General features: G+C 62.5%; 26 protein-coding genes. 8 read left to right on the top strand and 18 right to left on the bottom strand.

The annotated features are described in order from the left end of the window. Positions 1 to 55 precede the first annotated feature (55 nt). Both E0H22_RS12105 and E0H22_RS12100 read right to left on the bottom strand, forming a co-directional pair. Positions 56 to 1,279, bottom strand: a complete 1,224-nt coding sequence (locus E0H22_RS12105; protein ID WP_233025877.1) for a GGDEF domain-containing protein — start codon at positions 1,277 to 1,279, stop codon at positions 56 to 58. Positions 1,280 to 1,480: 201 nt separating this feature from the next. Next, positions 1,481 to 3,097, bottom strand: a complete 1,617-nt coding sequence (locus E0H22_RS12100; protein ID WP_233025876.1) for a peptide chain release factor 3 — start codon at positions 3,095 to 3,097, stop codon at positions 1,481 to 1,483. A 173-nt stretch (positions 3,098 to 3,270) separates the two neighbouring features. Here E0H22_RS12100 and sugE point away from each other — a divergent pair, with 173 nt between their 5' ends. Then, positions 3,271 to 3,585 carry a quaternary ammonium compound efflux SMR transporter SugE gene (sugE, locus tag E0H22_RS12095; protein WP_233025875.1) on the top strand — a complete coding sequence of 105 codons (315 nt, stop codon included), beginning with the start codon at positions 3,271 to 3,273 and terminating at the stop codon, positions 3,583 to 3,585. A gap of 144 nt (positions 3,586 to 3,729) precedes the next feature. On the opposite strand, the gene E0H22_RS12090 is transcribed toward sugE, so the two are convergent. The 10 genes from E0H22_RS12090 to E0H22_RS12045 form a co-directional block, all read right to left on the bottom strand. Further along, a complete protein-coding gene (locus E0H22_RS12090; RefSeq protein ID WP_233025874.1) occupies positions 3,730 to 4,746 on the bottom strand; it encodes an inorganic phosphate transporter in 1,017 nt (338 codons plus the stop codon). Positions 4,747 to 4,757: 11 nt separating this feature from the next. Beyond that, positions 4,758 to 5,402, bottom strand: coding sequence for a DUF47 domain-containing protein (locus E0H22_RS12085; RefSeq protein WP_233025873.1), 645 nt, complete (start codon positions 5,400 to 5,402; stop codon positions 4,758 to 4,760). Between the two features lie 364 nt (positions 5,403 to 5,766). Next, the gene (locus E0H22_RS12080; RefSeq protein WP_233025872.1) at positions 5,767 to 6,645 is read right to left on the bottom strand and encodes a hypothetical protein; all 879 of its coding nucleotides are present in this window, start codon (positions 6,643 to 6,645) and stop codon (positions 5,767 to 5,769) included. Between the two features lie 13 nt (positions 6,646 to 6,658). Next, positions 6,659 to 7,630, bottom strand: a complete 972-nt coding sequence (gene mbfA, locus E0H22_RS12075) for an iron exporter MbfA (RefSeq protein WP_233025871.1) — start codon at positions 7,628 to 7,630, stop codon at positions 6,659 to 6,661. A gap of 201 nt (positions 7,631 to 7,831) precedes the next feature. Then, positions 7,832 to 8,851 carry a branched-chain amino acid ABC transporter permease gene (locus E0H22_RS12070; protein ID WP_233025870.1) on the bottom strand — a complete coding sequence of 340 codons (1,020 nt, stop codon included), beginning with the start codon at positions 8,849 to 8,851 and terminating at the stop codon, positions 7,832 to 7,834. A gap of 1 nt (position 8,852) precedes the next feature. Further along, a complete protein-coding gene (locus E0H22_RS12065) occupies positions 8,853 to 9,728 on the bottom strand; it encodes a branched-chain amino acid ABC transporter permease (RefSeq protein ID WP_233025869.1) in 876 nt (291 codons plus the stop codon). A gap of 72 nt (positions 9,729 to 9,800) precedes the next feature. Further along, entirely contained in the window at positions 9,801 to 11,018 is a 1,218-nt protein-coding gene (locus tag E0H22_RS12060) for an ABC transporter substrate-binding protein (RefSeq protein WP_233025868.1), read from the bottom strand. Positions 11,019 to 11,059: 41 nt separating this feature from the next. Continuing rightward, on the bottom strand, positions 11,060 to 12,283 hold the full coding sequence (locus E0H22_RS12055) for an ABC transporter substrate-binding protein (RefSeq protein ID WP_233025867.1): 1,224 nt from the start codon (positions 12,281 to 12,283) through the stop codon (positions 11,060 to 11,062). Positions 12,284 to 12,352: 69 nt separating this feature from the next. Then, positions 12,353 to 13,093 carry an ABC transporter ATP-binding protein gene (locus E0H22_RS12050; protein WP_233025866.1) on the bottom strand — a complete coding sequence of 247 codons (741 nt, stop codon included), beginning with the start codon at positions 13,091 to 13,093 and terminating at the stop codon, positions 12,353 to 12,355. Then, positions 13,086 to 13,841, bottom strand: a complete 756-nt coding sequence (locus E0H22_RS12045) for an ABC transporter ATP-binding protein (RefSeq protein ID WP_233025865.1) — start codon at positions 13,839 to 13,841, stop codon at positions 13,086 to 13,088. The genes E0H22_RS12050 and E0H22_RS12045 overlap by 8 nt, the downstream gene beginning before the upstream one ends. 414 nt (positions 13,842 to 14,255) lie before the next feature. On the opposite strand from E0H22_RS12045, the gene E0H22_RS12040 reads away from it, so the two are divergent. Beyond that, positions 14,256 to 14,861: a PAS domain-containing protein gene (locus E0H22_RS12040; protein ID WP_430715249.1), complete on the top strand. Its 606-nt coding sequence runs from the start codon at positions 14,256 to 14,258 to the stop codon at positions 14,859 to 14,861. Position 14,862: 1 nt separating this feature from the next. Here E0H22_RS12040 and E0H22_RS12035 read toward each other — a convergent pair whose 3' ends face one another. Continuing rightward, positions 14,863 to 15,210, bottom strand: coding sequence for an ArsC family reductase (locus tag E0H22_RS12035; protein WP_233025863.1), 348 nt, complete (start codon positions 15,208 to 15,210; stop codon positions 14,863 to 14,865). Positions 15,211 to 15,353: 143 nt separating this feature from the next. Continuing rightward, a complete protein-coding gene (locus E0H22_RS12030) occupies positions 15,354 to 15,926 on the bottom strand; it encodes a DUF308 domain-containing protein (protein ID WP_233025862.1) in 573 nt (190 codons plus the stop codon). Between the two features lie 168 nt (positions 15,927 to 16,094). Here E0H22_RS12030 and E0H22_RS12025 point away from each other — a divergent pair, with 168 nt between their 5' ends. The 3 genes from E0H22_RS12025 to E0H22_RS12015 all read left to right on the top strand — a co-directional run bounded on the left by E0H22_RS12025 (position 16,095) and on the right by E0H22_RS12015 (position 17,346). Next, positions 16,095 to 16,559, top strand: coding sequence for a MarR family winged helix-turn-helix transcriptional regulator (locus tag E0H22_RS12025; protein ID WP_233025861.1), 465 nt, complete (start codon positions 16,095 to 16,097; stop codon positions 16,557 to 16,559). Between the two features lie 78 nt (positions 16,560 to 16,637). After that, the gene (locus tag E0H22_RS12020; protein WP_233025860.1) at positions 16,638 to 16,796 is read left to right on the top strand and encodes a DUF5993 family protein; all 159 of its coding nucleotides are present in this window, start codon (positions 16,638 to 16,640) and stop codon (positions 16,794 to 16,796) included. Positions 16,797 to 16,803: 7 nt separating this feature from the next. Beyond that, positions 16,804 to 17,346, top strand: a complete 543-nt coding sequence (locus E0H22_RS12015; protein ID WP_233025859.1) for a disulfide bond formation protein B — start codon at positions 16,804 to 16,806, stop codon at positions 17,344 to 17,346. Positions 17,347 to 17,362: 16 nt separating this feature from the next. Here the strand turns inward: E0H22_RS12015 and E0H22_RS12010 are convergent, their stop codons facing one another. Beyond that, a complete protein-coding gene (locus E0H22_RS12010) occupies positions 17,363 to 18,949 on the bottom strand; it encodes an ABC-F family ATP-binding cassette domain-containing protein (protein ID WP_233025858.1) in 1,587 nt (528 codons plus the stop codon). 162 nt (positions 18,950 to 19,111) lie between these two features. Between E0H22_RS12010 and E0H22_RS12005 the strand changes: the two genes are divergently transcribed. After that, entirely contained in the window at positions 19,112 to 19,780 is a 669-nt protein-coding gene (locus tag E0H22_RS12005) for an HD domain-containing protein (RefSeq protein WP_233025857.1), read from the top strand. A 3-nt stretch (positions 19,781 to 19,783) separates the two neighbouring features. Here the strand turns inward: E0H22_RS12005 and E0H22_RS12000 are convergent, their stop codons facing one another. Both E0H22_RS12000 and E0H22_RS11995 read right to left on the bottom strand, forming a co-directional pair. After that, the gene (locus E0H22_RS12000) at positions 19,784 to 20,290 is read right to left on the bottom strand and encodes a cytochrome P460 family protein (protein WP_233025856.1); all 507 of its coding nucleotides are present in this window, start codon (positions 20,288 to 20,290) and stop codon (positions 19,784 to 19,786) included. Then, entirely contained in the window at positions 20,290 to 21,348 is a 1,059-nt protein-coding gene (locus E0H22_RS11995) for an alpha/beta fold hydrolase (protein WP_233025855.1), read from the bottom strand. Before E0H22_RS11995 ends, E0H22_RS12000 begins: the two co-directional genes overlap by 1 nt. Positions 21,349 to 21,535: 187 nt before the next feature. On the opposite strand from E0H22_RS11995, the gene E0H22_RS11990 reads away from it, so the two are divergent. Together E0H22_RS11990 and E0H22_RS11985 are read left to right on the top strand one after the other, a co-directional pair. Further along, entirely contained in the window at positions 21,536 to 23,098 is a 1,563-nt protein-coding gene (locus E0H22_RS11990) for a winged helix-turn-helix domain-containing protein (RefSeq protein WP_233025854.1), read from the top strand. Next, the gene (locus E0H22_RS11985) at positions 23,095 to 23,586 is read left to right on the top strand and encodes a peptide deformylase (protein WP_233025853.1); all 492 of its coding nucleotides are present in this window, start codon (positions 23,095 to 23,097) and stop codon (positions 23,584 to 23,586) included. The genes E0H22_RS11990 and E0H22_RS11985 overlap by 4 nt, the downstream gene beginning before the upstream one ends. Before the next feature lie 9 nt (positions 23,587 to 23,595). On the opposite strand, the gene E0H22_RS11980 is transcribed toward E0H22_RS11985, so the two are convergent. Beyond that, complete coding sequence (locus tag E0H22_RS11980; protein WP_233025852.1) at positions 23,596 to 24,291, bottom strand: DUF899 domain-containing protein; 696 nt, start codon at positions 24,289 to 24,291, stop codon at positions 23,596 to 23,598. Between the last annotated feature and the right edge of the window lie 16 nt (positions 24,292 to 24,307).

Here is a 24,307-nt window from a genome sequence, read left to right as displayed (position 1 = left end):
GCGCAGGAGGGAGAAGGAAGTGCGCTCGGCTCGATCGTCGATACGCACCAAACCTTCAGCCCATTTCCGCCAGCGGATTGCCGGCATGTCCCGCGTGCCGGTCAGGTGCATCATCAGACACGCTCGATAGTCCGTGCGCGATGGTGCGATTGCGGCCGCCCCGCTTCGCTGCGTACAGCCGCCCGTCGACGCGCTTGTACAGGCTCGGCCAGTCGTCGCCCGGCTGCAATGCGCCCACGCCGAAACTCACGGTGACGTGCCGCGCGCCGCCCGGGATGACGAACCCATGCTGCGCGATGGCGATCCGCAGCCGTTCGGCGTAATCGACCGCGTCCTGCTCGTTCGTATCCGGCAGGAACACCGCAAACTCCTCGCCGCCCAGCCGCCCGACAATGTCGCGCCTGCGCGACGCGCCGCGCAGCAGGCGCCCCACCTCGCCGAGCACGTCGTCGCCGATGTCATGACCGAGGCTATCGTTGATGCTCTTGAAATGATCGATGTCGCACAGAGCCAGCGCGGCATCGCCCGGGCCGCGCCGGTGCAGATGGGCGGACACCCGGTCCTGAAAGCCGCGGCGGTTGAGGATGCCGGTCAGCGGGTCGAGATCGCGTTCGCGGCGCAGGTCGTCGATCATGTCGGACACCGCCGCCGCAAGGATGGCCAGCGCGAGGCCCGCCCCGAGCACGGCGAGCGACAGCTGCAGCGCCTGCCAGAACACCGAATTGGCGAAGGCGGTTCTGTCCACCGGCAGGGAAAATCCGACCGTGAGCAGGGTGCGCGGAAAGAAATGCAAGCCGAACAGCAGCAGCACCCAGAACAACGCCCGGTCGACATAGCGCCCGCGCGCCAGGGCGGTGAGCCGCCACGCGGCGATCACCATCAGCAGGCCGTAGCCGAAATTCTGGATGTAGACCCGGGCGATGAGATTGCGGTCGATGTAAAAGAAATAGGCGAGCAGAAGCACGAAGACGGCCAGGATCGCCATATCGATGAGCGGGCCGAGCGGCCTGCCCGATCGCAGCAGGATGCCTTCCACGGCGGCGATGACGGCCGCGGTGTAGAGTGCGCCCGAGACGATGGCATTGGGCCCCGCGCCGGGCGGCCAGCTCAGGATCTGCGACATGGCGCCGAAGGCAAACAGCACGCATGCGGCGGCCAGCCAGAACAGATAGTTGCGCTTCCTCTCGATGAGCCACGCGCAGACAAAGGCAATCCCGAAGACGACGAGGATGCCGGGCGCTATCAGCTGGAGCGTAGTCTTGACGACGACCCCGTCCATCTCACTCACACTTTCCAACAGGCCGCGCCGTCATGGCGCGATCACCCAGACATCACGTGCCTCGTAGCCAGAAAACGCTATCGAATGTGATCGGAAATGATTCAAATTCGAAACGATCGGCCCGAACGGGGACCATCGCCCCCGCCGTCACATCGCGTGCAAGCGCCCGCCCCCTCGCCGCTCGAGAGCGGGAAAGAGGCCCTAGCCCTTCTTCTTCACGTCCTTCACATTCGAAAACACGATGCCTTCGGCGCGTTCCTTGGTGTAGTTCAGATAGAAGTCGTTCTTCGCCAGGAACACCGGATCGCCATCGACGTCGTCGGCCACGCCGGAATTGTTGGCGCTCATGAAGGTGTCGAGCTTCTTCCTGTCGTCCGACGAGATCCAGCGCGCCAGCGAGAATTCCGAGACTTCGAAACTCACCGGCAGCTGATATTCGGCATCGAGCCGCGCCTTCAGCACGTCGAGCTGCAGCGGGCCGACGACGCCCACCAATGCGGGCGCACCGTCGCGCGGGCGAAACACCTGCACGACGCCCTCTTCCGACATCTGCTGCAGGGCTTCCTTGAGTTTCTTGGCCTTCATGGCGTCGCCGAGGCGGACGCGGCGGACGATTTCCGGCGCGAATGAGGGCACGCCGATGAAGGTGATGTCCTCGCCGTCGGTGAGCGTGTCGCCGATGCGCAGCGTGCCGTGATTGGGGATGCCGACCACGTCGCCGGCATAGGCCTCATCCGCAATGGCGCGGTCCTGGGCGAAGAAGAACTGCGGCGACGACAGCGACATGTTCTTGCCGGTGCGCACCAGCTTCGCCTTCATGCCGCGCGTCAGCTTGCCCGAACACAGGCGCGCGAAGGCGATGCGGTCGCGGTGGTTGGGGTCCATATTCGCCTGGATCTTGAACACGAAGGCCGACATGCGCGGCTCCTCGGCTTCCACCTTGCGCACATCCGCCTCCTGCGCGCGCGGCGACGGCGCGAAGCGGCCGAGGCCTTCGAGCAGATCGCCGACGCCGAAATTGCGCAGCGCCGAGCCGAAATAGACCGGGGTCATGTGGCCTTCGCGGAAGGCCTGCAGGTCGAACGGCTTTCCGGCCTCCTTGACGAGTTCGAGTTCGCCGGCGATTTCGTCCGCATCGAGATTGGCGTTGCGGCTGGCGAGTTCGGAGATGGCGATCTGCTCGGCCGCGCCGGTCTTGGCGCCGCCGCCTTCGAGCAGGCGGATGCCTGATGTCTCGATGTCATAGGTGCCGACGAAATCGCGGCCGCGGCCGACCGGCCAGTTGATCGGCACGGTGTCGAGCGCCAGCGTCTTCTCGATCTCGTCGAGCAGATCGAAGATGTCGCGGCTCTCGCGGTCCATCTTGTTGACGAAGGTGATGATCGGGATGTCTCGGAGACGACACACCTCGATCAGCTTCAGCGTGCGCGCCTCGATGCCCTTGGCGGCGTCGATCACCATGATGGCGGAATCCACCGCCGTGAGCGTGCGATAGGTGTCTTCCGAGAAGTCTTCGTGGCCGGGCGTGTCCAAGAGGTTGAAGACATGGCCCTGGAATTCGAACGTCATCACCGAAGTGACGACCGAGATGCCGCGGTCGCGCTCGATCTTCATCCAGTCCGAGCGCGTGTTGCGGCGTTCGCCTTTCGCCTTCACCTGGCCGGCAAGATTGATGGCGCCGCCGAACAGCAGCAGCTTTTCCGTCAGCGTGGTCTTGCCGGCGTCAGGATGCGAGATGATCGCGAAGGTGCGGCGGCGGGCAACCTCGAGGGCAAGCGGCGACGCTTCGGAATTGGAGAGGGCTGCAATGTCGGACATGATGGGGCTGTGGCAGGTAAAATGCTGGTGATCAAGGGCTTTTGCCGGATGTGGCGACCTTCGGCCGCGTTGCGATGCCCATGCTTGGCACCCATATAGACCGGGCGAGGACGACCTCCAAATCAATCCATCATGCGCAGGGAACGGCCCTGCCTGTTTCAGGGGGTCTTCCCATGGCCTGGGCTATTCTTTTCGTTGCCGGTCTGCTCGAGGTCGGCTGGGCCGTGGGGCTCAAATATACCGAAGGCTTCACAAAACTCGTTCCCTCCGTCCTGACGCTGACCAGCATGGCCGCGTCGGTCGGCATGCTGGCGCTGGCGCTGAAGGAATTGCCGATGGGAACCGCCTATGCGGTGTGGACCGGCATCGGCGCGGTCGGCACCGCGGCGCTGGGGATCTATCTGTTCGGCGATCCCGCCACGGTGGCGCGGATCGCCTGCATCGGACTGATCGTGGCGGGGATCGCAGGGCTCAAGCTGGTGAGCTGAGCTCCTGCTCCTGCCCCCACTCCCGCCCTCATGGTGAGGAGCGGCCGCAGGCCGCGTCTCGAACCATGAGATGGCCTGGCTCCCGAGCTTGTTGCCATCCTTCGAGACGTGCGCTGCGCGCACTCCTCAGGATGAGGGATGGAGCTAGATAAAACTCAGATGCAGCAGCTTCACCGCCCACCATGTCGCCGCGGCGACGATGGCGGCGGCGGGGATGGTGATTACCCAGGCGTAGACGATCGAACTCGCCACGTTCCAGCGCACGGCCGAGACGCGCCGTGCGGCGCCGACGCCGACAATGGCGCCGGTGATGGTGTGGGTGGTGGACACCGGCACGCCCATGAAGGTGGCCGCGAACAGGGTCGCCGCGCCGCCGGTCTCGGCGCAAAAGCCCTGCATCGGATTCAGCTTGGTGATGCGCAGCCCCATGGTGCGGACGATGCGCCAGCCGCCCATCAGGGTGCCCAGCGCCATCGCCGCCTGGCACGAGATCACGACCCAGAACGGTACCGAAAACTCGCTGCCGAGATAGCCCTGCGAATAGAGCAACACCGCGATGATGCCCATGGTCTTCTGGGCGTCGTTGCCGCCATGGCCGAGCGAATAGAGCGAGGCCGAGACGAACTGCAGCACGCGAAAAGCGCGGTCCACCGCAAAGGGCGTCGAGCGCACCGAAGCCCACGACACGATGGCCACCAGCAGCAGCGCCAGCAGGAAACCGATCAGCGGCGAGAGCACGATCGCAAGCAGCGTCTTGATCACGCCGCTCCACACCGCAGCCGACAGACCGGCCTTGGCGAGGCCAGCCCCCAACAGCCCGCCGATCAGCGCATGCGAGGAGCTGGAGGGAATGCCGAGCGCCCAAGTAACCACATTCCACACGATGGCGCCGACCAGCGCCGCAAAGATCACCTGCGCATCGATGATGCCGGGATCGACGATGCCGGTGCCGATGGTGTTGGCGACATGCAGGCCGAACACCATGAACGCGATGAAGTTGAAGAACGCCGCCCAGAACACCGCATATTGCGGGCGCAGCACGCGTGTCGAGACGATGGTCGCGATCGAATTCGCCGCATCGTGCAGGCCGTTGAGAAAATCGAACAGCAGCGCGACGGCGATCAGGCCGATCAGCACCGGGAGTGCGAGCGTGGCGTCCACTGGCCCTGCCCTTACACTTGCTCGATGACGATGCTGCTGATCTCGTTGGCGACGTCGTCGAAACGATCCGCCACCTTTTCGAGATGCTTGTAGATCTCGGCGCCGACCACGAAATCCATGGTGTTGGCGTCGCGATGTTTGAGGAACAGCTCCTTCAGCCCGATGTCGTGCAGGTCGTCGACGCGGCCTTCGAGCTTGCCGATCTCCTCGGTGAGCGCGGTGAGCAGACCGAGATTGTCGCCGATCTTGTCCATCAGCGGCACGGCCTTGCCGATGAGTTCGGCGCATTGCACCAGCAGCGTGCCGATCTCGCGCATCGGCGGCTCGAACTGGCGCACCTCGAACAGCATCACGGCCTTGGCGGTCTGCTGCATCTGGTCGATGCTGTCGTCCATCGCGCCGATCAGGTTCTTGATGTCGATGCGATCGAACGGGGTGATGAAGCTGCGGCGAACGGCCGTCAGCACCTCGCGGGTGATGTTATCGGCATCGTTCTCGAACTGGTTGACGCGCTGGCAATAGACCGGCGTCTCCTCGCCGCCTTCCAGCATCCCCGCCAGCGCCCTGGCGCCCTCGCTCACCGCACGCGAATGCTGGGCGAACAGGTCGAAAAACCGCTCCTCCCGCGGCAGAAAGGATCGGAACAAGCGCAGCATCGGGGGCACCTAGAAATCAGGACGGGAGGCGCGACCGGAACCGCCCGGCGGCCCGTTGTCACGAAACCGTCATAAATCACATCCGGGAGGTGGGGGCAATCGCCGGGGCACCCGTGCGGGGTCATCCACCGAATTGTGCGTGCGGATTTTTATGAGGTGACACAATGACTTCGCGAAAATGCGAGAACATTGGCGGCCGTAGGCGGATGAGGCGCAGCCGTAATCCGCCGTTCTTCGCATCTTGCATCGGCCGGCGGATGATGCGGAGTTTTATCATCGGGCGCGCTTCGCGCGACCCGTTGGCTCATCCGCCCCACGGCGGAGCCGAAACGCAAAAAACGCCGCGGTTTTCCGCTGCCGATAGTCACGGACGTGGAACGGTCCGGAGCGACGACTGATTGGCATGCGCAAGAGGATTTTTCAGTGCGGCTCCTGGAGCATCCCCACCCGTCCTGCCGCCACCCTCCACAGGCAAGGCGTAGCCGATGATGGCCTTCACGACCCAGCGATCGGATGCCGGCGTCAATCCGTAGCCGATGCCAAAATTGACACCGACCTCGTTTACCTTGAAGTCCGTTACAGCAAACATCGTATGCTGTTGATTGCTCAAAGTATCGAAACTGCCGATACGCCCCAGATCGGAATAGTACTCGACACCGAAAGACAGGTCGTCGGTGAGGCGGCGAGCGACGCGTGCCGCCGGCGTAAAGGTCGCCTCGCCGGATTGGCCGAAGCCGATATCCACGATTGGATTGACGATAAGTTCGTAGCCGGCATTGCGCACGCCTATGATCGGTCGGATTTCCATGCCCCATCGCGTCTGCGCAAATGCGGGTGTCTCGTGGCTGAGTTCGAAATTGATGCCGTAGAAAAAGTTTCGCTTGTCGGCATTCGGTGACACGAAGAGGGAGCGCACCTTGAAGGCATCCGAGTAGAAGCGCTGGTCCTGGATCGAGAATGGAAGATACAGGCCGACCTCCCACCAATCCGTGACGCCGTAAGCGAATTCCGGGGTGCCGTTGAGGCTTCGGTTGGATGGAATGCCGCCTGCGAAGGGCGGCGTCTTGCTGCCCAGAGCGACGTAATTGAGATGCTGCTGGATCGTGAGCTGACCGATCTCGGCAATGCTGCCGTTATAGACTTGGATTTCGTCTACGGCTTTTGCCGGCCCGGCGTTCGTGACGAAGAGACATGCTGCCGCCAGCCATGACACACGACCTCGAGACAAGATAGCGTTCACCATAGCTGCCACCTGGCTATGCCGCTCCGATGAGAATGCCAACCGCAAGGACGATGGCGCCGCCAAGGACGATCTGGAAAACCGCCTGAAGAAACGGCGTGTCCATATATCGCGCCCGAATGAAGGCGATGGCCCACAGTTCGAAGAAGACCACGACCCCCGCGATGGCCGTCGCGATCCAGAACGCATTCGCCCAGTTGTCGGGGACGAGATACGGCACGCTGTGTCCAAGTCCGCCGACGGTCGTCATCAGGCCGCAAACAAAACCTCGAAGCCATGGTGAACCGCGCCCCGTGAGCGAACCGTCGTCTGAGAGCGCCTCGGCAAAGCCCATGCTGATGCCGGCGCCGATCGATGCGGCAAGGCCGACGAGAAAAGTCTGCCAGTTGTTGTGCGTCGCGAATGCCGCCGCAAATAATGGCGCAAGCGTCGAGACCGATCCGTCCATCAGCCCGGCCAGCCCGGGTTGGACATATTGAAGAACGAAAATCCGCCGCTGCGTCGCATCCTCGGCAGACCGCGCACTAGCGTTCAGGATGTCGGTGGTGATCCTGGCAGCATATTGCTCGTGATCCCTTTCCTCCTCGGCGAGATCCGCGAGCAAACGGCGCAGACCGACATCGCTCGCCTGCTCTGCCGCGCGGATGTAGAACCGCTGCGCCTGCAGTTCCATCGTCTCCACCTCGCGGCGAATGACGTCCAGCGACAGGTTCTTGGTCAGCCAGACGGGGCGGCGCTTGAGAAAACCCTTCACGTCCTCGCGCCGGATCGGAGGGAGGTTCGGACCGAAGCGTTTTTCGTAGAGATCGAGCAGCCGGTGGCGATGCCCGCGCTCCTGCTCCGCCATGGCTTCGAATATGCGGGCGGTGTCCGGGTAGCGTTCCTGAAGGTCCTCCGCGAATGTCGCATAGATGCGGCTGTCTTCCTCCTCGGCGGAGATGGCTACCGCCAATACCTCACGCTCGGAAAGTGCGGAAAAAGGCTTCATGGGGACCCACGCAGATTAGAATAATTCTAAATGCGATATTCGGTCGCAGAGGGCAGGTCAAGCGCGGACCTCCTCCTTCCGCGCATATTGTCTGCTGGGCAATGGAGTGCAGCGGTGTTGCCGCCTCATCGACGCCCTCCCACCAACGCAAAACGCCGCCTTGCGGCGGCGTTGCGCTGGTCGATGGTATCCGCCCTGCCCTTACAGCGAGCGTTTGAAGAGGTGGCCGATCTCGCCGATGATGCCACGGCGGAAGGTGAGCACGCAGACCACGAAGATCACGCCCTGGATCACCGTCACCCACTGACCGAAGCCGGCGAGATATTGCTGCATGGCGATGATCACGAAGGCGCCGACCACCGGGCCGTAGAGCGTGGCAAGGCCGCCCACCAGCGTGATCAGCACGACTTCACCCGACATGGTCCAGTGCACGTCGGTGAGCGAGGCGTTCTGCGCCACGAACACTTTCAGCGCGCCGGCGAAGCCCGCAAGCGTACCCGACAGGATGAAGGCGAGCAGCTTGTACTGGTCGGTCTTGTAGCCGAGCGAGATCGCGCGCGGCTCGTTTTCGCGGATCGCCTTCAGCACCTCGCCGAACGGCGAATTGATGGTGCGGAAGATGATCAGGAAGCCAAGCAGGAAGCCCACGAGGATCACGTAATACAGCGTGATCGGCTTCGAGAGGTTGAAGATGCCGAACAGCATCCCCTGCGGGATGCCCTGGATGCCGTCTTCACCATGGGTGAACGGCGTCTGCAGATAGAGGAAAAAGATCAACTGCGACAGCGCCAGCGTGATCATGGCGAAATAGATGCCCTGACGGCGGATCGCGATCAGGCCGGTGACGACGGCGAGCACGAAGGCCGCGACGAGGCCGAACACGATCGAGAGCTCCGGCGACAGCGGACCCATATTGATCATGAACTCGCCGATCAGAGGCACCTTGAAGCCGATGGTGCCGACCTTGGCCATATGCGCGGTGACATAGCCCGCGGTGCCCATGAACATCGCATGGCCGAAGGACAACAGGCCGCCGTAACCGATCAGCAGGTTGAAGGCGCAGGCGAACAGCGCGAAGCACAGCGCCTGCATCACGAAGAACGGATACAGGCCGGTGAACGGCACGGCTGCGAGCAGGACGGTCATGATCACAAAGGCGATCATCTCGTCCTTGACGCCACGGCTTTGCACGGGGATCGAATTGTCGGTGATGGTGGTCATATCAGGTGGTCCGTCCCGTCAGGCCCGAGGGTTTCACGAGGAGCACCAGCACCATCAGCACGAAGACGACGGTGTTGGAGGCCTCAGGGTAGAAATACTTGGTCAGACCCTCGATGATGCCGAGGGTAAAACCGGTGATGATCGATCCCATGATCGAGCCCATGCCGCCGATGACGACGACCGCGAACACGACGATGATGAGATCGGCGCCCATCAGGGGGCGAACCTGGTTGATCGGCGCCGACAGCACGCCGGCCAGCGCGGCAAGACCGACGCCGAGACCATAGGTCAGCGTGATCATCAACGGCACGTTGATGCCGAAGGCGCGCACCAGCGTCGGGTTTTCAGTCGCCGCGCGGAGATAGGCGCCGAGACGCGTGCGCTCGATCAGGAACCAGGTGGCGATGCAGACGATGAGCGAGAACACCACGACCCAGCCGCGATAGATCGGCAGGAACATGAAGCCGAGATTCATGCCGCCCTTCAGCGCGTCGGGAATGGCGTAAGGCAGACCGGACGAACCGAAGTAGTTCTGGAACACGCCCTGGATGATCAGCGCGAGACCGAAGGTCAGCAGCAGGCCGTAGAGATGATCGAGATTGGCGATCCATTGCAGCATGGTCCGCTCCAGGATCATGCCGAAGATGCCGACGATGATCGGCGCGAGGAACAGCGCCGGCCAGTAGCCGATGCCTGCCAGATTGAGCAGGAAGTAAGCCACGAAGGCGCCCATCATATAGAGCGCGCCATGGGCGAAATTGATGATGTTCAGCATGCCGAAAATCACGGCGAGACCGAGACTCAGCAAGGCGTAGAAGGAGCCGTTGATGAGCCCGACCAGCAATTGGGCGGACAGGGCCTGGAGATTGATCGACATGGCGCTTTCAACTCTAGTTTTGTTAGCAGAAGTCACGACCCGGCGGCGGATACCGCCGGGCCGCAGCTCGCGTTATTTCTTCAATAGCGAACAGGTGCTCTTGTCGAGCGGCGTGAAGGCCTGGTCGGCCGGAATGGTAGCGACCAGCTTGTAGTAATCCCACGGCGCCTTCGATTCCGAGGGCTTTTTGACCTCGAACAGATAGGCCGGGTGGATCTTGCGGCCGTTCGGCTGGATCGAGCCCTTGCCGAACAGTGGATCGTCGGTCGGCATTTCCTTCATCTTGGCGACGACCTTGGCGCCGTCATGCGGATTGCCGCCGAGGGCCTCCAGCGCCTTCAGGTAATGCAGCGTGCCGGAATAGACGCCCGCATGCACCATGGTCGGCGGAGCCGCCCCCTTCGAACGCGCCGCGAAGCGCTTCGAGAAGGCGCGGGTATCGTCGTTCAGATCCCAGTAGAATGTCTCGGTGAAGTTGAGGCCCTGGGCGAGATCGAGGCCGATCGCCTTGACGTCGGTGAGGAACAGCAGCAGCGCCGCCATCTTCTGGTTCTTGGTGATGCCGAACTCGGCCGCCTGCTTGATCGTGTTCGAGGTGTCGCCGCCGGCATTGGCGAGGCCGATGACCTTGGCCCCCGACGACTGCGCCTGCAACACGAAGGACGAGAAGTCCGACGTGTTGAGCGGATGCTTGACGCTGCCGACGACCTTGCCGCCCGCCGCCGTCAGCGCATTGCTGGTGTCACGTTCGAGCGCGGCACCGAAGGCATAGTCGGCGGTGAGGAAGAACCACGAGTCGCCGCCGGCCTTGGTCAGCGCGGTGCCGGTGCCGTAAGCGAGATTGTAGGTGTCGTAGGTCCAGTGGATGGTGTTCGGTGTGCACTGGGCGTTGGTGAGATCCGAGGTGCCTCCGCCCGAATTGATGTAGACGCCGTTCTTCTCCTTGACGACGTTGTTCACGGCCAGCGCGACGCCCGAATTCGGCACGTCGGCGATCATGTCCATCTTTTCGCGGTCGAACCACTGGCGGGCGAGATTGGCGCCGATATCCGGCTTGTGCTGGTGATCGCCGGAGATCACGTCGATGATCCAGCCCTTGGCCTTGAGGCCGGAGTCTTCGACCGCCATCTGCGCGGCCAGGGTCGAGCCCGGCCCGGCAAGATCGGCATAGATGCCCGAAAGGTCGGTGAGCACGCCGATCTTGACGTTCTTGTCCTGAGCCGTGGCCGCAGACACGGTCGCGGCGGCAATGGCGGTGCCGAGCAGCAGTCTTGCTATCATTCCAGACATTCAATTCCTCTTCAGACTGCTCCCGGCACGCACCGGGAGCACTATTTCTTCAACAGTGGACAGGTGCTCTTCTCAAGCGGCGTGAACGCCTGATCCGCAGGGATCGTCGCCACCAGCTTGTAGTAATCCCACGGCCCCTTGGATTCTTCGGGCTTCTTCACCTCGAACAGATAGGCGGGATGCAGTTTGCGCCCGTTGGGCTGGATCGTTCCCTTCCCGAACAGTGGATCGTCGGTCGGCGTCGCCTTCATCTTGTCGACGATCTTGAGGCCGTCATGCGAATTGCCGCCCATCGCTTCGAGCGTCTTGAAGTAATGGATCAGCGACGAATAGACGCCGGCATGCACGGTGGTCGGCATGCTCTTGTTCTTCATGCGCTCCTGAAAACGCTTGGAGAAGCCACGGGTGCCGTCGTTGAGATCCCAGTAGAAGGTCTCGGTCAGGTTCAGGCCATTGGCGACCGGCAGGCCGAGCGCATGGACGTCCGAGATGAACATCAACAGACCGGCGAGCTTCTGGCCGCCCTTCACGATGCCGAATTCGGACGCCTGCTTGATGGAATTGATGGTGTCGCCGCCGGCATTGGCGAGGCCGATGACCTTGGCCTTCGAGGTCTGCGCCTGCAGCAGGAAGGACGAGAAGTCCGGCGTGTTGAGCGGCGGCCGCACGCTGCCGACCACCTTGCCGCCGACGGCGGTGACGGCTGCCGTGGTGTCTCGCTCCAGCGCGCTGCCGAAGGCGTAGTCCGCAGTGAGGAAGAACCAGGTGTCGCCGCCGGCCTTGGTCAGCGCGGTGCCGGTGCCGTTGGCGAGCTGATAGGTGTCGTAAGCCCAGTGAATCGTGTTCGGCGAGCACTGCGCGTTGGAGAGATCCGAAGTGCCCGAACCGGAGTTCAGATAGACGCCGTTCTTCTCCTTGACCACGTTGCTCACGGCGAGACCGACCGACGAGGTCGGTACGTCGACGATCACGTCGACCTTGTCGCGATCGAACCACTGGCGCGAAATATTGACGCCGACGTCGGGCTTGTTCTGGTGATCGCCGACCAGAACCTCGAGCTTCCAGCCCTTGGCGGTGAGGCCGGAATCCTCGATCGCCATCTGGGCAGCGAGCACCGAACCCTGCCCGGTAATGTCGGCATAGAGACCCGACTGGTCGTTCAATACGCCGATCTTGGCCGTCTTGTCCTGCGCCGATGCCATTGAACCCGCGGCCAGAATGGCCGCGGCTGCAAGCAGTGACGACGTAACCCTCTTCTTCAGCATTGTGTCTCTCTCCCTGAGATATTCATGATTTCACTCGGACCGTTGGCTCGCTCCGTAGCTTCTTATGAATTAGACGCCGAGATAGGTGTGCAGCTTGTCCATGTTGGCGGACAGCTCCGAATTGGCGAAGCCATCGACGACCTTGCCGTGATCGACCACGTAATAGCGATCGGCAACCGTGGAGGCCCAGCGGAAGTTCTGCTCGACAAGCAGGATGGTGAAGCCTTCCGACTTCAGTCGTGCGATGGTGTGGCCGATCTGCTGAATGATGACGGGAGCCAGTCCTTCGGTCGGCTCGTCCAGCATCAGGAAACGCGCGCCCGTGCGCAGGATGCGGGCGATCGCCAGCATCTGCTGTTCACCGCCGGACAGCTTCGTGCCCTGGCTCGACAGACGTTCCTTCAGATTTGGAAACAGTTCGAAGATCTGCTCGACCGACAGGCCGCCGGGCCGGATGGTCGGCGGCAGCATCAGGTTCTCGCGCACGTCGAGGCTGGAGAAGATGCCGCGCTCTTCCGGGCAGAAGGCGATCCCCTGTTTGGCGATCTTGTCCGACGAGGCCTTGATGATCTCGTTACCTTCGAACTTCACCGAACCGGTGCGCTTGCCGATGATGCCCATGATGGACTTCAGCGTCGTGGTCTTGCCGGCGCCGTTGCGACCGAGCAGCGTCACCACCTCGCCCGGCTTCACGTCGAAATTGATGCCGTGAAGAATGTGCGACTCGCCATACCACGCCTGCAGGTCGCGGACTTCGAGAACCGGTTTCGTCGATGCAGTAGCCGGTGCGGCTGCGAGTGTATCAGCCATGTCCGGCTCCCAGGTAAGCTTCCTTCACGCGTTCGTCCTTGGTGAGATCGGCATAGTTGCCTTCCGCCAGGATCTTGCCGCGCGTCAAAACGGTGATCTTGTCCGACAGCGTCGAGACGACGCTGAGATTATGTTCGACCATCAGGATGGTATATTTCGCCGAGATGCGCTTGATCAGCGCGGCGATCTTGTCGATGTCCTCGTGGCCCATGCCGGCCATCGGCTCGTCGAGCAGCATCATTTCCGGATCGAGCGCCAGCGTGGTGGCGATCTCCAGCGCGCGCTTGCGGCCATAGGCCATCTCGACCGCCGGCGTGTTGGCGAATTCGGACAGGCCGACGTCTTCGAGCAGTTCGGCGGCGCGCTGATTGTATTTGTCGAGCACGCTCTTGGAGCGCCAGAAATCGAATGACGAGCCATGCTGACGCTGCAACGCCACGCGGACATTCTCCAGCGCCGTCAGATGCGGAAACACCGCCGATATCTGGAACGAGCGCACGAGGCCGAGGCGGGCAACATCCGCCGGCGCCATCGCGCTGATGTCCTTGCCCTTGTAAAGGATCTGGCCTTCGGAGGGCTGCAGAAACTTGGTGAGCAGGTTGAAGCACGTCGTCTTGCCGGCGCCGTTCGGCCCGATCAACGCGTGAATGGTACCCTTGCGGACCTGGAGATTAACGTCGCGAACGGCGTAGAATCCCGCAAATTGTTTGGTCAGCCCGTGGGTTTCGAGAATGAACTCATCGGTCAAGCAAATTTCCCCCAACCGGCCTTGCTCGCGGTGTCGCGCGACTGGCCGGTTTTTTGCGCAGCGGTCGTGAACGATACGAAGTCGGGTCGCCCCAGCCGGCTCCATGTCGTGGCACGGACTATGCCGTCAAGCGATCAATTAACGCAAGTGCGGTACGGACGTTTTGCCGGGGACGCCATACCGCGCCAACTTCGCCATTAGTATTAGTGGGTTGCACTCTTCGTGCGCTGCACAAAAGAGATGCGCGCGCGTTCTGGCCAAGCGAACTTTTCACAGGGCGAGCGCGTGCGTCGCGCATGGAACGAACTGGAAATCGCCTGTTAATTGTACATGTAAAGAACTACGCGTCTTCACGCTTTATTTGCCTGACGGGCTCATGCTTTGCGGCATTCGCAAATGATAGGACGAATGGCCGTGAGTTTCGAAAGCTCAGACGCATCCGTTGTGAAATCGATCCGGCAGCGTGATCTCCTCAACTGCTGGCTCCGGCTCTATACGTCCGTACAGAAACCACCACAGCTCGCTGCCTATCGGCCCGACCGGCTCGAGGACGAGCGTGCCGATCTGGTTTACTACATCGTCGATCACGCCAGCACGCCGACGCGCTTCATCATCGACAGCAACGGAACACGGATGGCGAGTGCCTATGGTTCCACCGGCAAGGGTCGCTATCTCGACGATTATCTCGGCCCGATTCTCGGCCCCGTGGTGCTGCCGGCCTATCACACCTGCATCGCACGTCAGCTGCCGACCTACACGATTTCGATGATCGACGACGTCAACGGCCGAGTGGTGGCATATGAGCGGCTGCTGTTGCCGTTCTGCGATAGCGGCAACGACGTCACGCATATCCTCGCCTCGCTCAAAACCATCAGCGAAGACGGCGGCTTCGAAATCCGCAACCTGATGCGCGGCCATCACAGCGTACCGAAACCCGTGCTCAGCGTCGTGCTCGACCGCAATCTCACACACCGCATGCCGGGCCGCGGCGCGGCGAGCGAGTTGATCGAGATCGGTTGAGCTATGCGAACTCCTTCGCATAGATCTCCGGCTTGAAACCGACCAGGATCTTGTTGCCCGCTTCCAGCACCGGACGCTTGATCATCGAGGGCTGCTCCAGCATCAGCGCAATCGCCTTCGCTTCCGTGAGCCCCGCCTTCGCCGCATCGTCGAGCTTGCGGAACGTGGTGCCGGCGCGGTTGAGCAGCGTCTCCCAGCCGACCGTTTTCGACCAGCGCTGCAGATGCGCCTTGTCGATGCCGGAGGCCTTGTAGTCGTGGAACGCGTAGGCGACGTCGTGGCTGTCGAGCCAGGTGCGCGCCTTCTTCATCGTGTCGCAGTTCTTGATGCCGTAGATGGTGTTCGTCATTGAGATATCCGCCAATCGGTTGCTGCCGCCCTGACTAGCAGATGTGACATGACGCCCGACCGTATTTCCGCTGTCATCCACAGCAGGCGCCGGTGACACAGGCCTGCATCAAAAGCTTGCATCACCGGCGGGCGCGATCGGGTTCAGACGCCTCGCCGACGATTGGCAATGATCAGCCAGACGGCAGAGACAAGAAAGTAGAACGCGCCAAAGGCGGCATAGGGCGCGACATCGATGATGGTCGGGACCTTGGCGCCGCCGGACTGCGCCACGAAAAATCCCCCCGCAAGCGCTGACTGCGCACCGCTGAGGATCATCGCCCATTGCGCACCGGCCACGCGCCAGCGGCGGATACCGGTCACCAGTTGTGCGAGACCTGCCAGAACGGCCCAGACGCCGAACACCGCGAGGACGGCATTCATGCCCACCTGCAATGCGACCGCCACGGCCACCGCCGTGCCAAGGCTGACCACCACATTCAGCGCCTGGGACGGATTCGCGAAGAGGCCGCCACTGCCCCTCGCGTCGAACCAGTTCGCCAGCGCATCCCAGGCCGGATAGCTCACCAGCAGGATGGCAGCGGCGGCCGCATGCGATCGGCCGACCGCCACCGCGGCGGCCACCCACCCCGCCGCGACGAGGCCGCGGATCAGGTAATACCGGGCGAGATTGTCCGTTTCGACGATCTGCACGCCGGTGGTTTCTGCATTTGTCATAACTTTCTCCCCGAAAGCTGGGCACGGGCGTCAAAGATGGACCGCCTCGGCCGATTTAAATATAGCGATAATAATTATCGCGATATATTTATCATCGCAACCAACTGACCTTGTCCAGTCATTTATCGCGATATACATTATTGTGATATTGAGTTGAGGAGACGTGCTATGGTTACGGCCCACATTCCGCTGAATCAGCAGCTTTGCTTCGCGCTGTATTCGGCCAGCATGGCGATCGGCCGTGCCTACAAACCGTTGCTCGATCGGCTGGACATCACCTATCCGCAATATCTGGTGCTGAGCACCCTATGGGAGGCTGGCCCGCAAAGCATCGGCGCGATCGCCGACCGGCTGGCGTTGGAATCGAGCACGGTGACACCGCTGGTGAAGCGGCTCGAACAGGCCGATTTCGTCACCCGCCAGCGCAATCCCGAAGATGAGCGCCAAGTCGTGGTGTCGCTGACACCGAGGGGCACGGCGATGCGCGAGAAGGCCCGCTGCCTTGGTGAAACTCTGTTCGCTGCCGCCGGCATGACGCCGCAGCGGCTGATTGCACTCAACAGCGAGGTCCACGCCTTTCGCGATGCGGTGGCGAATTACACCAACAGGACGGATGAGACGACGAAAGGCTGACGACAGCCAGCGTCCGTCCATTGCTGGGCACGTTTCGCCGAATCTGATCTAGCTTCAGCGAACAATGCGGATGCCATCATGGAGTTCACGGTCCTCTTTCTCGCCGTCACTGTCACCATGCTGGTCGCATGGCGCGGTCCGCGTCTGCTCGCGCTGTCGCTGTTCGCCATGGTGCTGATCGCCTGTATCGCGACGTTCATGCACCACGCCACCGACACGCTAAAGCTGTCGTTCTGAGGCGGCCATGACATCCGATCGCGCCGTCACCTTGAACGTCCTCGCGCTCTACGCACTCGCCGCAGTGCTCGCCACCGCCTTCGGCGCGCAGTTCATGCTCGGCGAACTCCCCTGCCCGCTGTGCCTGCTGCAGCGGATCATGTTCGCGCTGCTCGCCATTGGTCCGATCCTCAATATCCGCTACGGTCCGCGCCCGAGCCACTATGCGCTGTCGCTGCTGGCCGCCATTGTCGGCGCCGTGGTCGCAACGCGCCAGGTGCTGCTGCACATCATGCCCGGTGATGCCGGCTATGGCACCGCGCTGTTCGGTTATCATTTCTACACGCTGGCGCTGCTGGCCTTCGTCACAGCGATTGCGCTGATCTCGCTGGTGCTGCTGTTCGATCGTCAGTTCGCATCCCAGCCGGCACCGAGGACAGCGGGCCTCTTCGCAACCGTCGCTGTCGGCCTCATCATCGCCCTCACCGCCGGCAACTTCGCCTCGGCTTTGCTCGAATGCGGCTTCAAGGCCTGTGCCGACGATCCAGTGGTATATGAGCTGCTGAAATGAGCTGATGAAGCGCTGATCACGGTCGCACCAATTCCAGCCGCCGTGTGATCCCGACATTCTCCAGAAACGTCTCGTCGTGACTGACGATCAGCAATGCACCGTCATAGGCGCGCAACCCGGATTCCACCGCCTCGATGGCATCGATATCGAGGTGGTTGGTCGGTTCATCCAGGATCAGCAGTGGCGGCGGCAAGGCGCCGCCCATGACGCAAGCAAGGCCGGCGCGCAGCATCTGCCCTCCGCTCAGCGTGCCCACCATCTGGAGCGCAGCATCTGCGCGGAACATGAAGCGTGCCAGTGCCGCACGACAGGCATTCTCGTCGGCGTCAGGATGAAGCCGCCGGAAATTGTCGCGGATCGTCTGTGAGGGATCGAGCAGGCTGACTTGCTGATCGAGCACCGCGTGATCGACAGGCATCTGCAAGGCGCCACTGGCTGGACGAAGCGCACCGGTGATCAGGCCCAGCAACGTCGTCTTGCCGGAGCCATTGGGACCGGTGACGGCGACACGTTCGGGCCCGGTGATGGCGAATGACAGATCGCGAATGATCGGCAAGCCCGGCGCATAGCCGAAGCTGACATTGTTCATCTGCAGGACCGTCCTGCTGGCAACAAGTCCTGTCGACTGGATCGTAACCGATAGCGGTTGCAGGATTTCGATACGTGTTCGCGCGGCGGCCAGCGCCTCATTTGCCTGCGCCTGCCGGCGTTGGGCCAGACGTGAATTCTCGCCGCCAGTGTCTTCGCTGCGATCCTTCATTCCGCCAAGGGAGATCCGGGGGATGCCGCCCTTCGCGCCCTGCCTGCGGCCGGTCTGGTCGCGACGCGCCTGACGCTCTGCCGTGGCCTGCGCCTGCCTTGCCAGCGCATCGACGCGTCTCGTCGCATCGTTCAACTGATGCTCCGCCGCGGCCAGTTCACGGGTCTTGCGCGCGCGATAATGCGTCCAGTTTCCGCCATAGCGCGTGCCACCCAGCGACGTCAGTTCGACAATGGCATCCATCGTATCGAGCAATTCGCGATCATGGCTGATGACGATCGCTCCCGCGCGCCAACCAGCCAGAAGATCGATCACCGCCCGCCTGCCATCGCGATCGAGATTATTGGTGGGTTCGTCCAGCAACAGGAAATCCGGCTCGGCGAAGATCAGCGCTGCCATTGCAACACGCGTGCGCTGGCCGCCGGACAGTTCGGACAGCGCCGTCGTGTGCGGCACATCGAACCCGACACGCCCGAGCGCGCCGATCAGGCGGGCTTCGACATCCCAGTCGGCGCGCGACAATTCATCGGCCGTGGCCTCGCCCGCTTCGGCCCGTGCCAGAAGGTCGAGTGCATCGGTGACACCAAACAGATCGGCAACGGTCTCGTGCGGATCGATCTGCAGCGCCTGCCGCAGCACCGCGAGCCGGCCATGGACATCAGCGTTCCCCTGTTGGGGCACGATCTCGCCGGACATCACGCGCAGCAGCGTGGATTTGCCGATGCCGTTGCGGCCGACCAGGCCGGTGCGTTCGGCACCAAAACTGAGATTGAGTTGTGCGAAAAGCGCGCGGCCGTCAGGCCTCGCGACAGACAGATCGGTTACAGTGATATGCGCAGGCATGGACAGACATCTCCCGGGAAACAAAGCGAACTGGCGTTGTCACCTGGGTGAAATTCATCGAAGCACGCATCCTGTTGAAATGATCGTCGCCAGTGAGTATTCGCCAACTGCGGCGCCGTTGTGGCGTTGGCAATAAGGTCAGGCCCGTCTAACAACGAAGCCATGACTGAGATCACCGGCATCGCTGCCGCTTTCGCGCCGTTCGAAACGCTGGCCTCTGCACTTCTGCAGCACATCAAGACCGACGACGGCTCGCATGACGTCGCGCATCTCGCGCGGGTCTGGTCCAATGCCCGCGCCATCCAGGCTATCGAGGGCGGCAACCTCGAAATCCTCGCGGCGGCGACGCTGCTGCATGATTGCGTGGCCGTCGAGAAGAACTCACCGTTGCGCGCACAGGCCTCGCGCCTCGCCGCTGAACATGCGGTGACGCTGCTGGCGCCATTCGGCTGGGCGCCCGAGCGGCTGGACCGCATCGCCCATGCCATCACTGCCCATAGTTTCTCTGCCAAGATCACGCCGGAGACCATCGAGGCCAGAATCCTGCAGGATGCCGACCGGCTCGATGCCATCGGCGCCATCGGCATTGCGCGCTGCTTCTACACCGCCGGGCGAATGCAATCCTTTCTCTACGATGCCGAAGATCCGGCCGCGCGCCACCGCGCGCTGGACGACCGCGCCTTTGCCATCGACCATCTGCCGGCAAAACTGCTGACGCTCGCGGAGGGCTTCAACACCGCGGAAGGCAAGCGCATGGCGCAGGAACGCCACGCGCGCATCGTGGCTTTCCTCGCCGACTTCATGAGCGAAGTAGGTGCGCCCCTACCCTGAGGCTCACGGTGCCCATTTCGTGAACACGTAGTCCCGCTGCTTCACGCGCCCTTCGTGGCAGGCAAAGCAGGTCTCGTGCTGTGCGCGGTCGACCGGCTTGCCGTCGATGAAACGGCCAAAACCCCAGCCACCGGACGCGGCATATTTCTTCGCGTCCTTCACCATCACCTGAACCGTTGTGGCGGCACCGGGGATCGAAGCGGATTCGAACTCCGGCGACTGTGTGTGTTTCCACGCCAGCTTCACCAGCACCGTGCCATCGGGAAACGGCAGCTTGCCATCCCGATAGGTCTTTACGGCGATGTCGTTGCCGACCACTGCGCGGAGTTCGTTCAAAGGCTCCGCCTCCTGAGCGGGCGCGATCAGCTCCCATTTGCGATAGCCATCGGGAATGCTGACGCCGTAGATCGGTGACAGGTTATCCTGATCGGTCGTGCTGGCGGCGAAGGCCGCCGCCACCGCCGATGACGCGACACCGGCGGCAAGGCTTGCCAGAATGATCTTGCGCATCAGCGGGCCATCGCATCGGCGTCGATGATCGCCTGGGCGAAATCGCGCGGCGCTTCCTGCGGCAGGTTGTGGCCGATGCCGCCGGTGATCAGGCGATGCTCATACTTGCCGGTGAACTTCTTCGCATAGGCCTTGGGATCGGGATGCGGCGCGCCATTGGCATCGCCTTCCATGGTGATGGTCGGCACGGAGATGGTCGGCCCCTGCGCCAGCCGCTTCTCCAACTCGTCGAACTTCGGCTCGCCCTGGGCGAGTTCGAGCCGCCAGCGATAGTTATGGATGGTGATGGCGACGTGGTCGGGATTCTCAAACGCCTTGGCTGAGCGATCATAGGTGGCGTCGTCGAAATTCCATTGCGGCGAAGCGAGCTTCCAGATCAGCTTGGCAAAATCGTGCCGGTACTTGTCGTAGCCAAGCCGGCCGCGCTCCGTTGTGAAATAGAACTGGTACCACCACTCCAGCTCCGCCTTCGGTGGCAACGGCATGCGGTTGCCTTCCTGGCTGCCGATCAGATAGCCGCTGACGGCGACCAGCGCCTTGACCCGCTCGGGCCAGATCGCCGCAAGGATATCCGCGGTACGGCCACCCCAGTCATAGCCGCCGACCACGGCCTTCTCGATCTTGAGGGCATTCATGAAGTCGATGATGTCGGTGGCGAGTGCCGCCGGCTGGCCGTTGCGCGGCGTCGCATCGGACAGGAAGCGCGTGCCGCCATAGCCACGCAGATACGGAATGATGACGCGGTAGCCGGACGAAGCCAAAAGCGGGGCGACATCGACATAGCTGAAGATGTCATAGGGCCAGCCATGCAGCAGCAGGACCACGGGGCCATCGGCCGGGCCGTCCTCGGCATAGGCGACATTGAGCACCCCGGCATTGATGCTCTTGAGCGGCTTGAAGCTGGTATGGGCGCCGGGCTTGACCGCCGGCAGTTGCTTGGCTGCCTGCGCCATGGCCGGGCTGAGACCACCGAACTGGGCCGCGGCCAAGCCGATGATGGTGGCGCCGAGCAGGCTGCGGCGATTGAGATGGGGGCTGTTGCGCTTGTTGTCCGTCATGGTCGGTTCTCCCAGGCAGTGACGGCGGCGGCCGTCGATGCGCAGACCATGACGTTTGATTGATCGGCTCGCTTGGAGGATTCCCGGAGTTTCCCTTGAGAAGGCCATGATTTGTCGTTGAGACGGGGTGTGCTAGGGACAGTCCAGACGCAACGCCTTGACACCACAACAGGAAATGGACCCCGCCGTGCTCTTCCGGTTCGACGAATACGTGCTCGATACCGGCCGGCGGGAGCTACGACGGGGCACCGAGACGATCGGCGTCGAGCCGCAGGTATTCGACGTGCTGGAACTCCTGATCCGTGCGCGGGACCGGGTGGTCAGCCGGGACGAGCTGCTGGCCGAGGTCTGGCACGGCCGCATCGTTTCCGAGGCGACGCTGAGCAGTCGCGTCAATGCGGCCCGTACCGCCATCGGCGACAATGGCGAGCAGCAGCGACTGATCCGCACGCTGCCGCGCAAGGGCGTGCGCTTTGTCGGCGAGGTCGTCGAACACAACGATGCGGCGACAACGCCAGTCGTAACGGCGGACGCCCCGCCCGCCTCCGCCGATTTCTCCATCGCAGTGCTGCCGTTCAACAATATGAGCGCGGATCCCGAACAGGATTATTTCGGCGACGGCATCGCTGAGGAGATCATCACAGCACTGTCCCGCTGCAGCGGATTGCTGGTGATCGCGCGCAACTCCTCCTTCATCTACAAGAACAAGCCGGTCGATATTCGCGAGATCGGTCGCGCGCTGGGGGTGAACTATGTGCTCGAAGGCAGTGTCCGCCGTGCCGGTGAGCGGCTGCGCATCATCGCGCAATTGATCGGCGCACGCTCCGGCGCGCATCTGTGGGCCGATCGTTTCGACGGCGATCGCAGCGACGTGTTCGATCTGCAGGATCGCATCACCGCCTGTGTCGTCGCCGCCATCGAGCCAACCTTGCGTATCGCCGAGATCGAACGGCGGCGGCAGAACCGACCGAACAAGCCCGACGCCTATGACCTGCTGCTGCGCGCATCCGCTCATGAACGCGACTTCACGCCGGATGGCATGATCTCGGCGCTCGATTGTCTGCATCAAGCCATCACGCTCGATCCCGGCTACGCTCCTGCGATGGCCGCCGCGGCCTATTGCCATGCACAGCGCCATTTCCAGGGCTGGATCACGCAAGGTGGCGCCCATCGCAGCGAAGGTCTCGCGCTGGCGCACAGCGCGATCGAGCGCGCGCCCAATGATCCGCAGATTCTCTGGATGGCGGCTTTTGCGATCTGGAATCTCGCCCACACCCAGAACGCCAAGGACGCCGCCACCGAGTTGTTCAGCCGATCCCTCGCCATCAATCCGAATTCCGCGACCGCGCTCGCCCTCGCCGGCTGGATCGAGACCATGCGCGGAGAGCAAGCTGCAGGCCGAACACTGCTCGAACGCGCGCGGCGGCTGAACCCACTTGATCCGCACGGCTGGTTCGTCTGCGGCGCGCTGGCGATCGCCGATATCATCGATGGGGACTACCGTGGTGCTATCGCCTGGGCGGACAAGGCGCTGGTACAGAACCGCCGTTTTGCCGTGGCACTGCGCGCGCTGGCTGTCGCGCTGGTGAATGTCGGCGAGCATGAGCGCGCCGCACAGGCGGTGGAAGAGTTGCTCGCCATCGAGCCTGAGCTCACGGTCTCGGCCTTCTTCGCACGCATCCCCGTCCCGGTCGCCTCGATGGCGCAAACCTATGCGACGGCCCTGAAAGCGGCGGGACTTCCGGAATGACCATCCGCTCCATCGTCCGCTATCCCGATCCGCGTCTCGTGCAGCATGCGGTACCGGTCGCCGCGTTCGACGATGCGCTGCGTATCCTCGCCGACGATCTCCGCGACACCATGCACGCCGCGCCGGGCATCGGCATCACTGCGCCGCATATCGGCGTTTTGCTGCGCGTAGTCGTGCTCGATCTCGGCGATGGCGCGAAAACCTATGTGAATCCCGAGGTGACCTGGGCCTCTCCCGAACTGATCATGCACCAGGAAGGCAGCGTGTCGATGCCGGGTGTCAATGACGATATCCAGCGTCATGCGCGCGTACGGATCAGCTACCGCGATCTCGACGGCAATTTGCACACTGAGGAGTCCGACGGTCTTCGCGCCGTCTGCCACCAGCACGAGATCGACCAGTTGAACGGCCTATTCTGGATCAAGCGCCTCTCGCGCATCAAGCGCGAGAGGATCATCAAGCGGTTCGAGAAGCTGTCGCGGCACTGAGCCAAGACCTCAATACTGATCGTGCCGCCGTACCCAAGACATGGTAAAATCGAGCCCGTCCTCGTCGCGCCCCTTGGGCACCATATCAAGAAAGTGATAGGCCCCGTTCACTTCCTCGACACCACGGCCGAAGATCGAATAAGTGTGAAACACCTCGCCTGCCGCATTCTTCGCGAAGACGCTGATGCCGACCTGTTCTGACGTGGTGTTGGGCTGCACTTTGTAGTTCCAGTAGGTCTCGCCCTTGGCCAGGTCCTCGGGCGAAAATGCGCCGTAGTAATCGATGCTGAAATCGCTGCGATCGGTGACCCAGGGGAAGCTCCAGCCGAGACGCTGTCTGTAGGCCATGAGCTTTTCCAGCGGCGCCCGCGACACCGCGGTGAAGGCGACATCCCGATGTTTCAGATGGATCGGGATGCCATTGAAATTGTCGGCCCAGAACGAGCAGGATTTACAGCCCTCCTGCCAGTCCGGCCCGAACATGAAGTGATAGACGATGAGCTGCGAGCAATCACCGAACAGATCGGCGAGTGTCCGTTCGCCGCCCTGAGCTTCGAATCGATAGGGCTTTGCAACCCGCTCCCACGGCAACGCCATGCGCCGCCGCGTGAGTTCGTCGCGCTGACGGGTGAAAGCCTTTTCGGCTTCCATCAGTTCGAGCCGTGCTTTCAGCCAGTCCGCGTGCGAGACGATCGTGTTCTGCATCTTGACCTCCCTCGTC

It is taken from the genome of Rhodopseudomonas boonkerdii, assembly GCF_021184025.1.
In the GTDB taxonomy this organism is placed as follows: Bacteria; Pseudomonadota; Alphaproteobacteria; order Rhizobiales; family Xanthobacteraceae; genus Tardiphaga; species Tardiphaga boonkerdii.
This window is presented reverse-complemented; position numbering and strand designations above follow the sequence as displayed.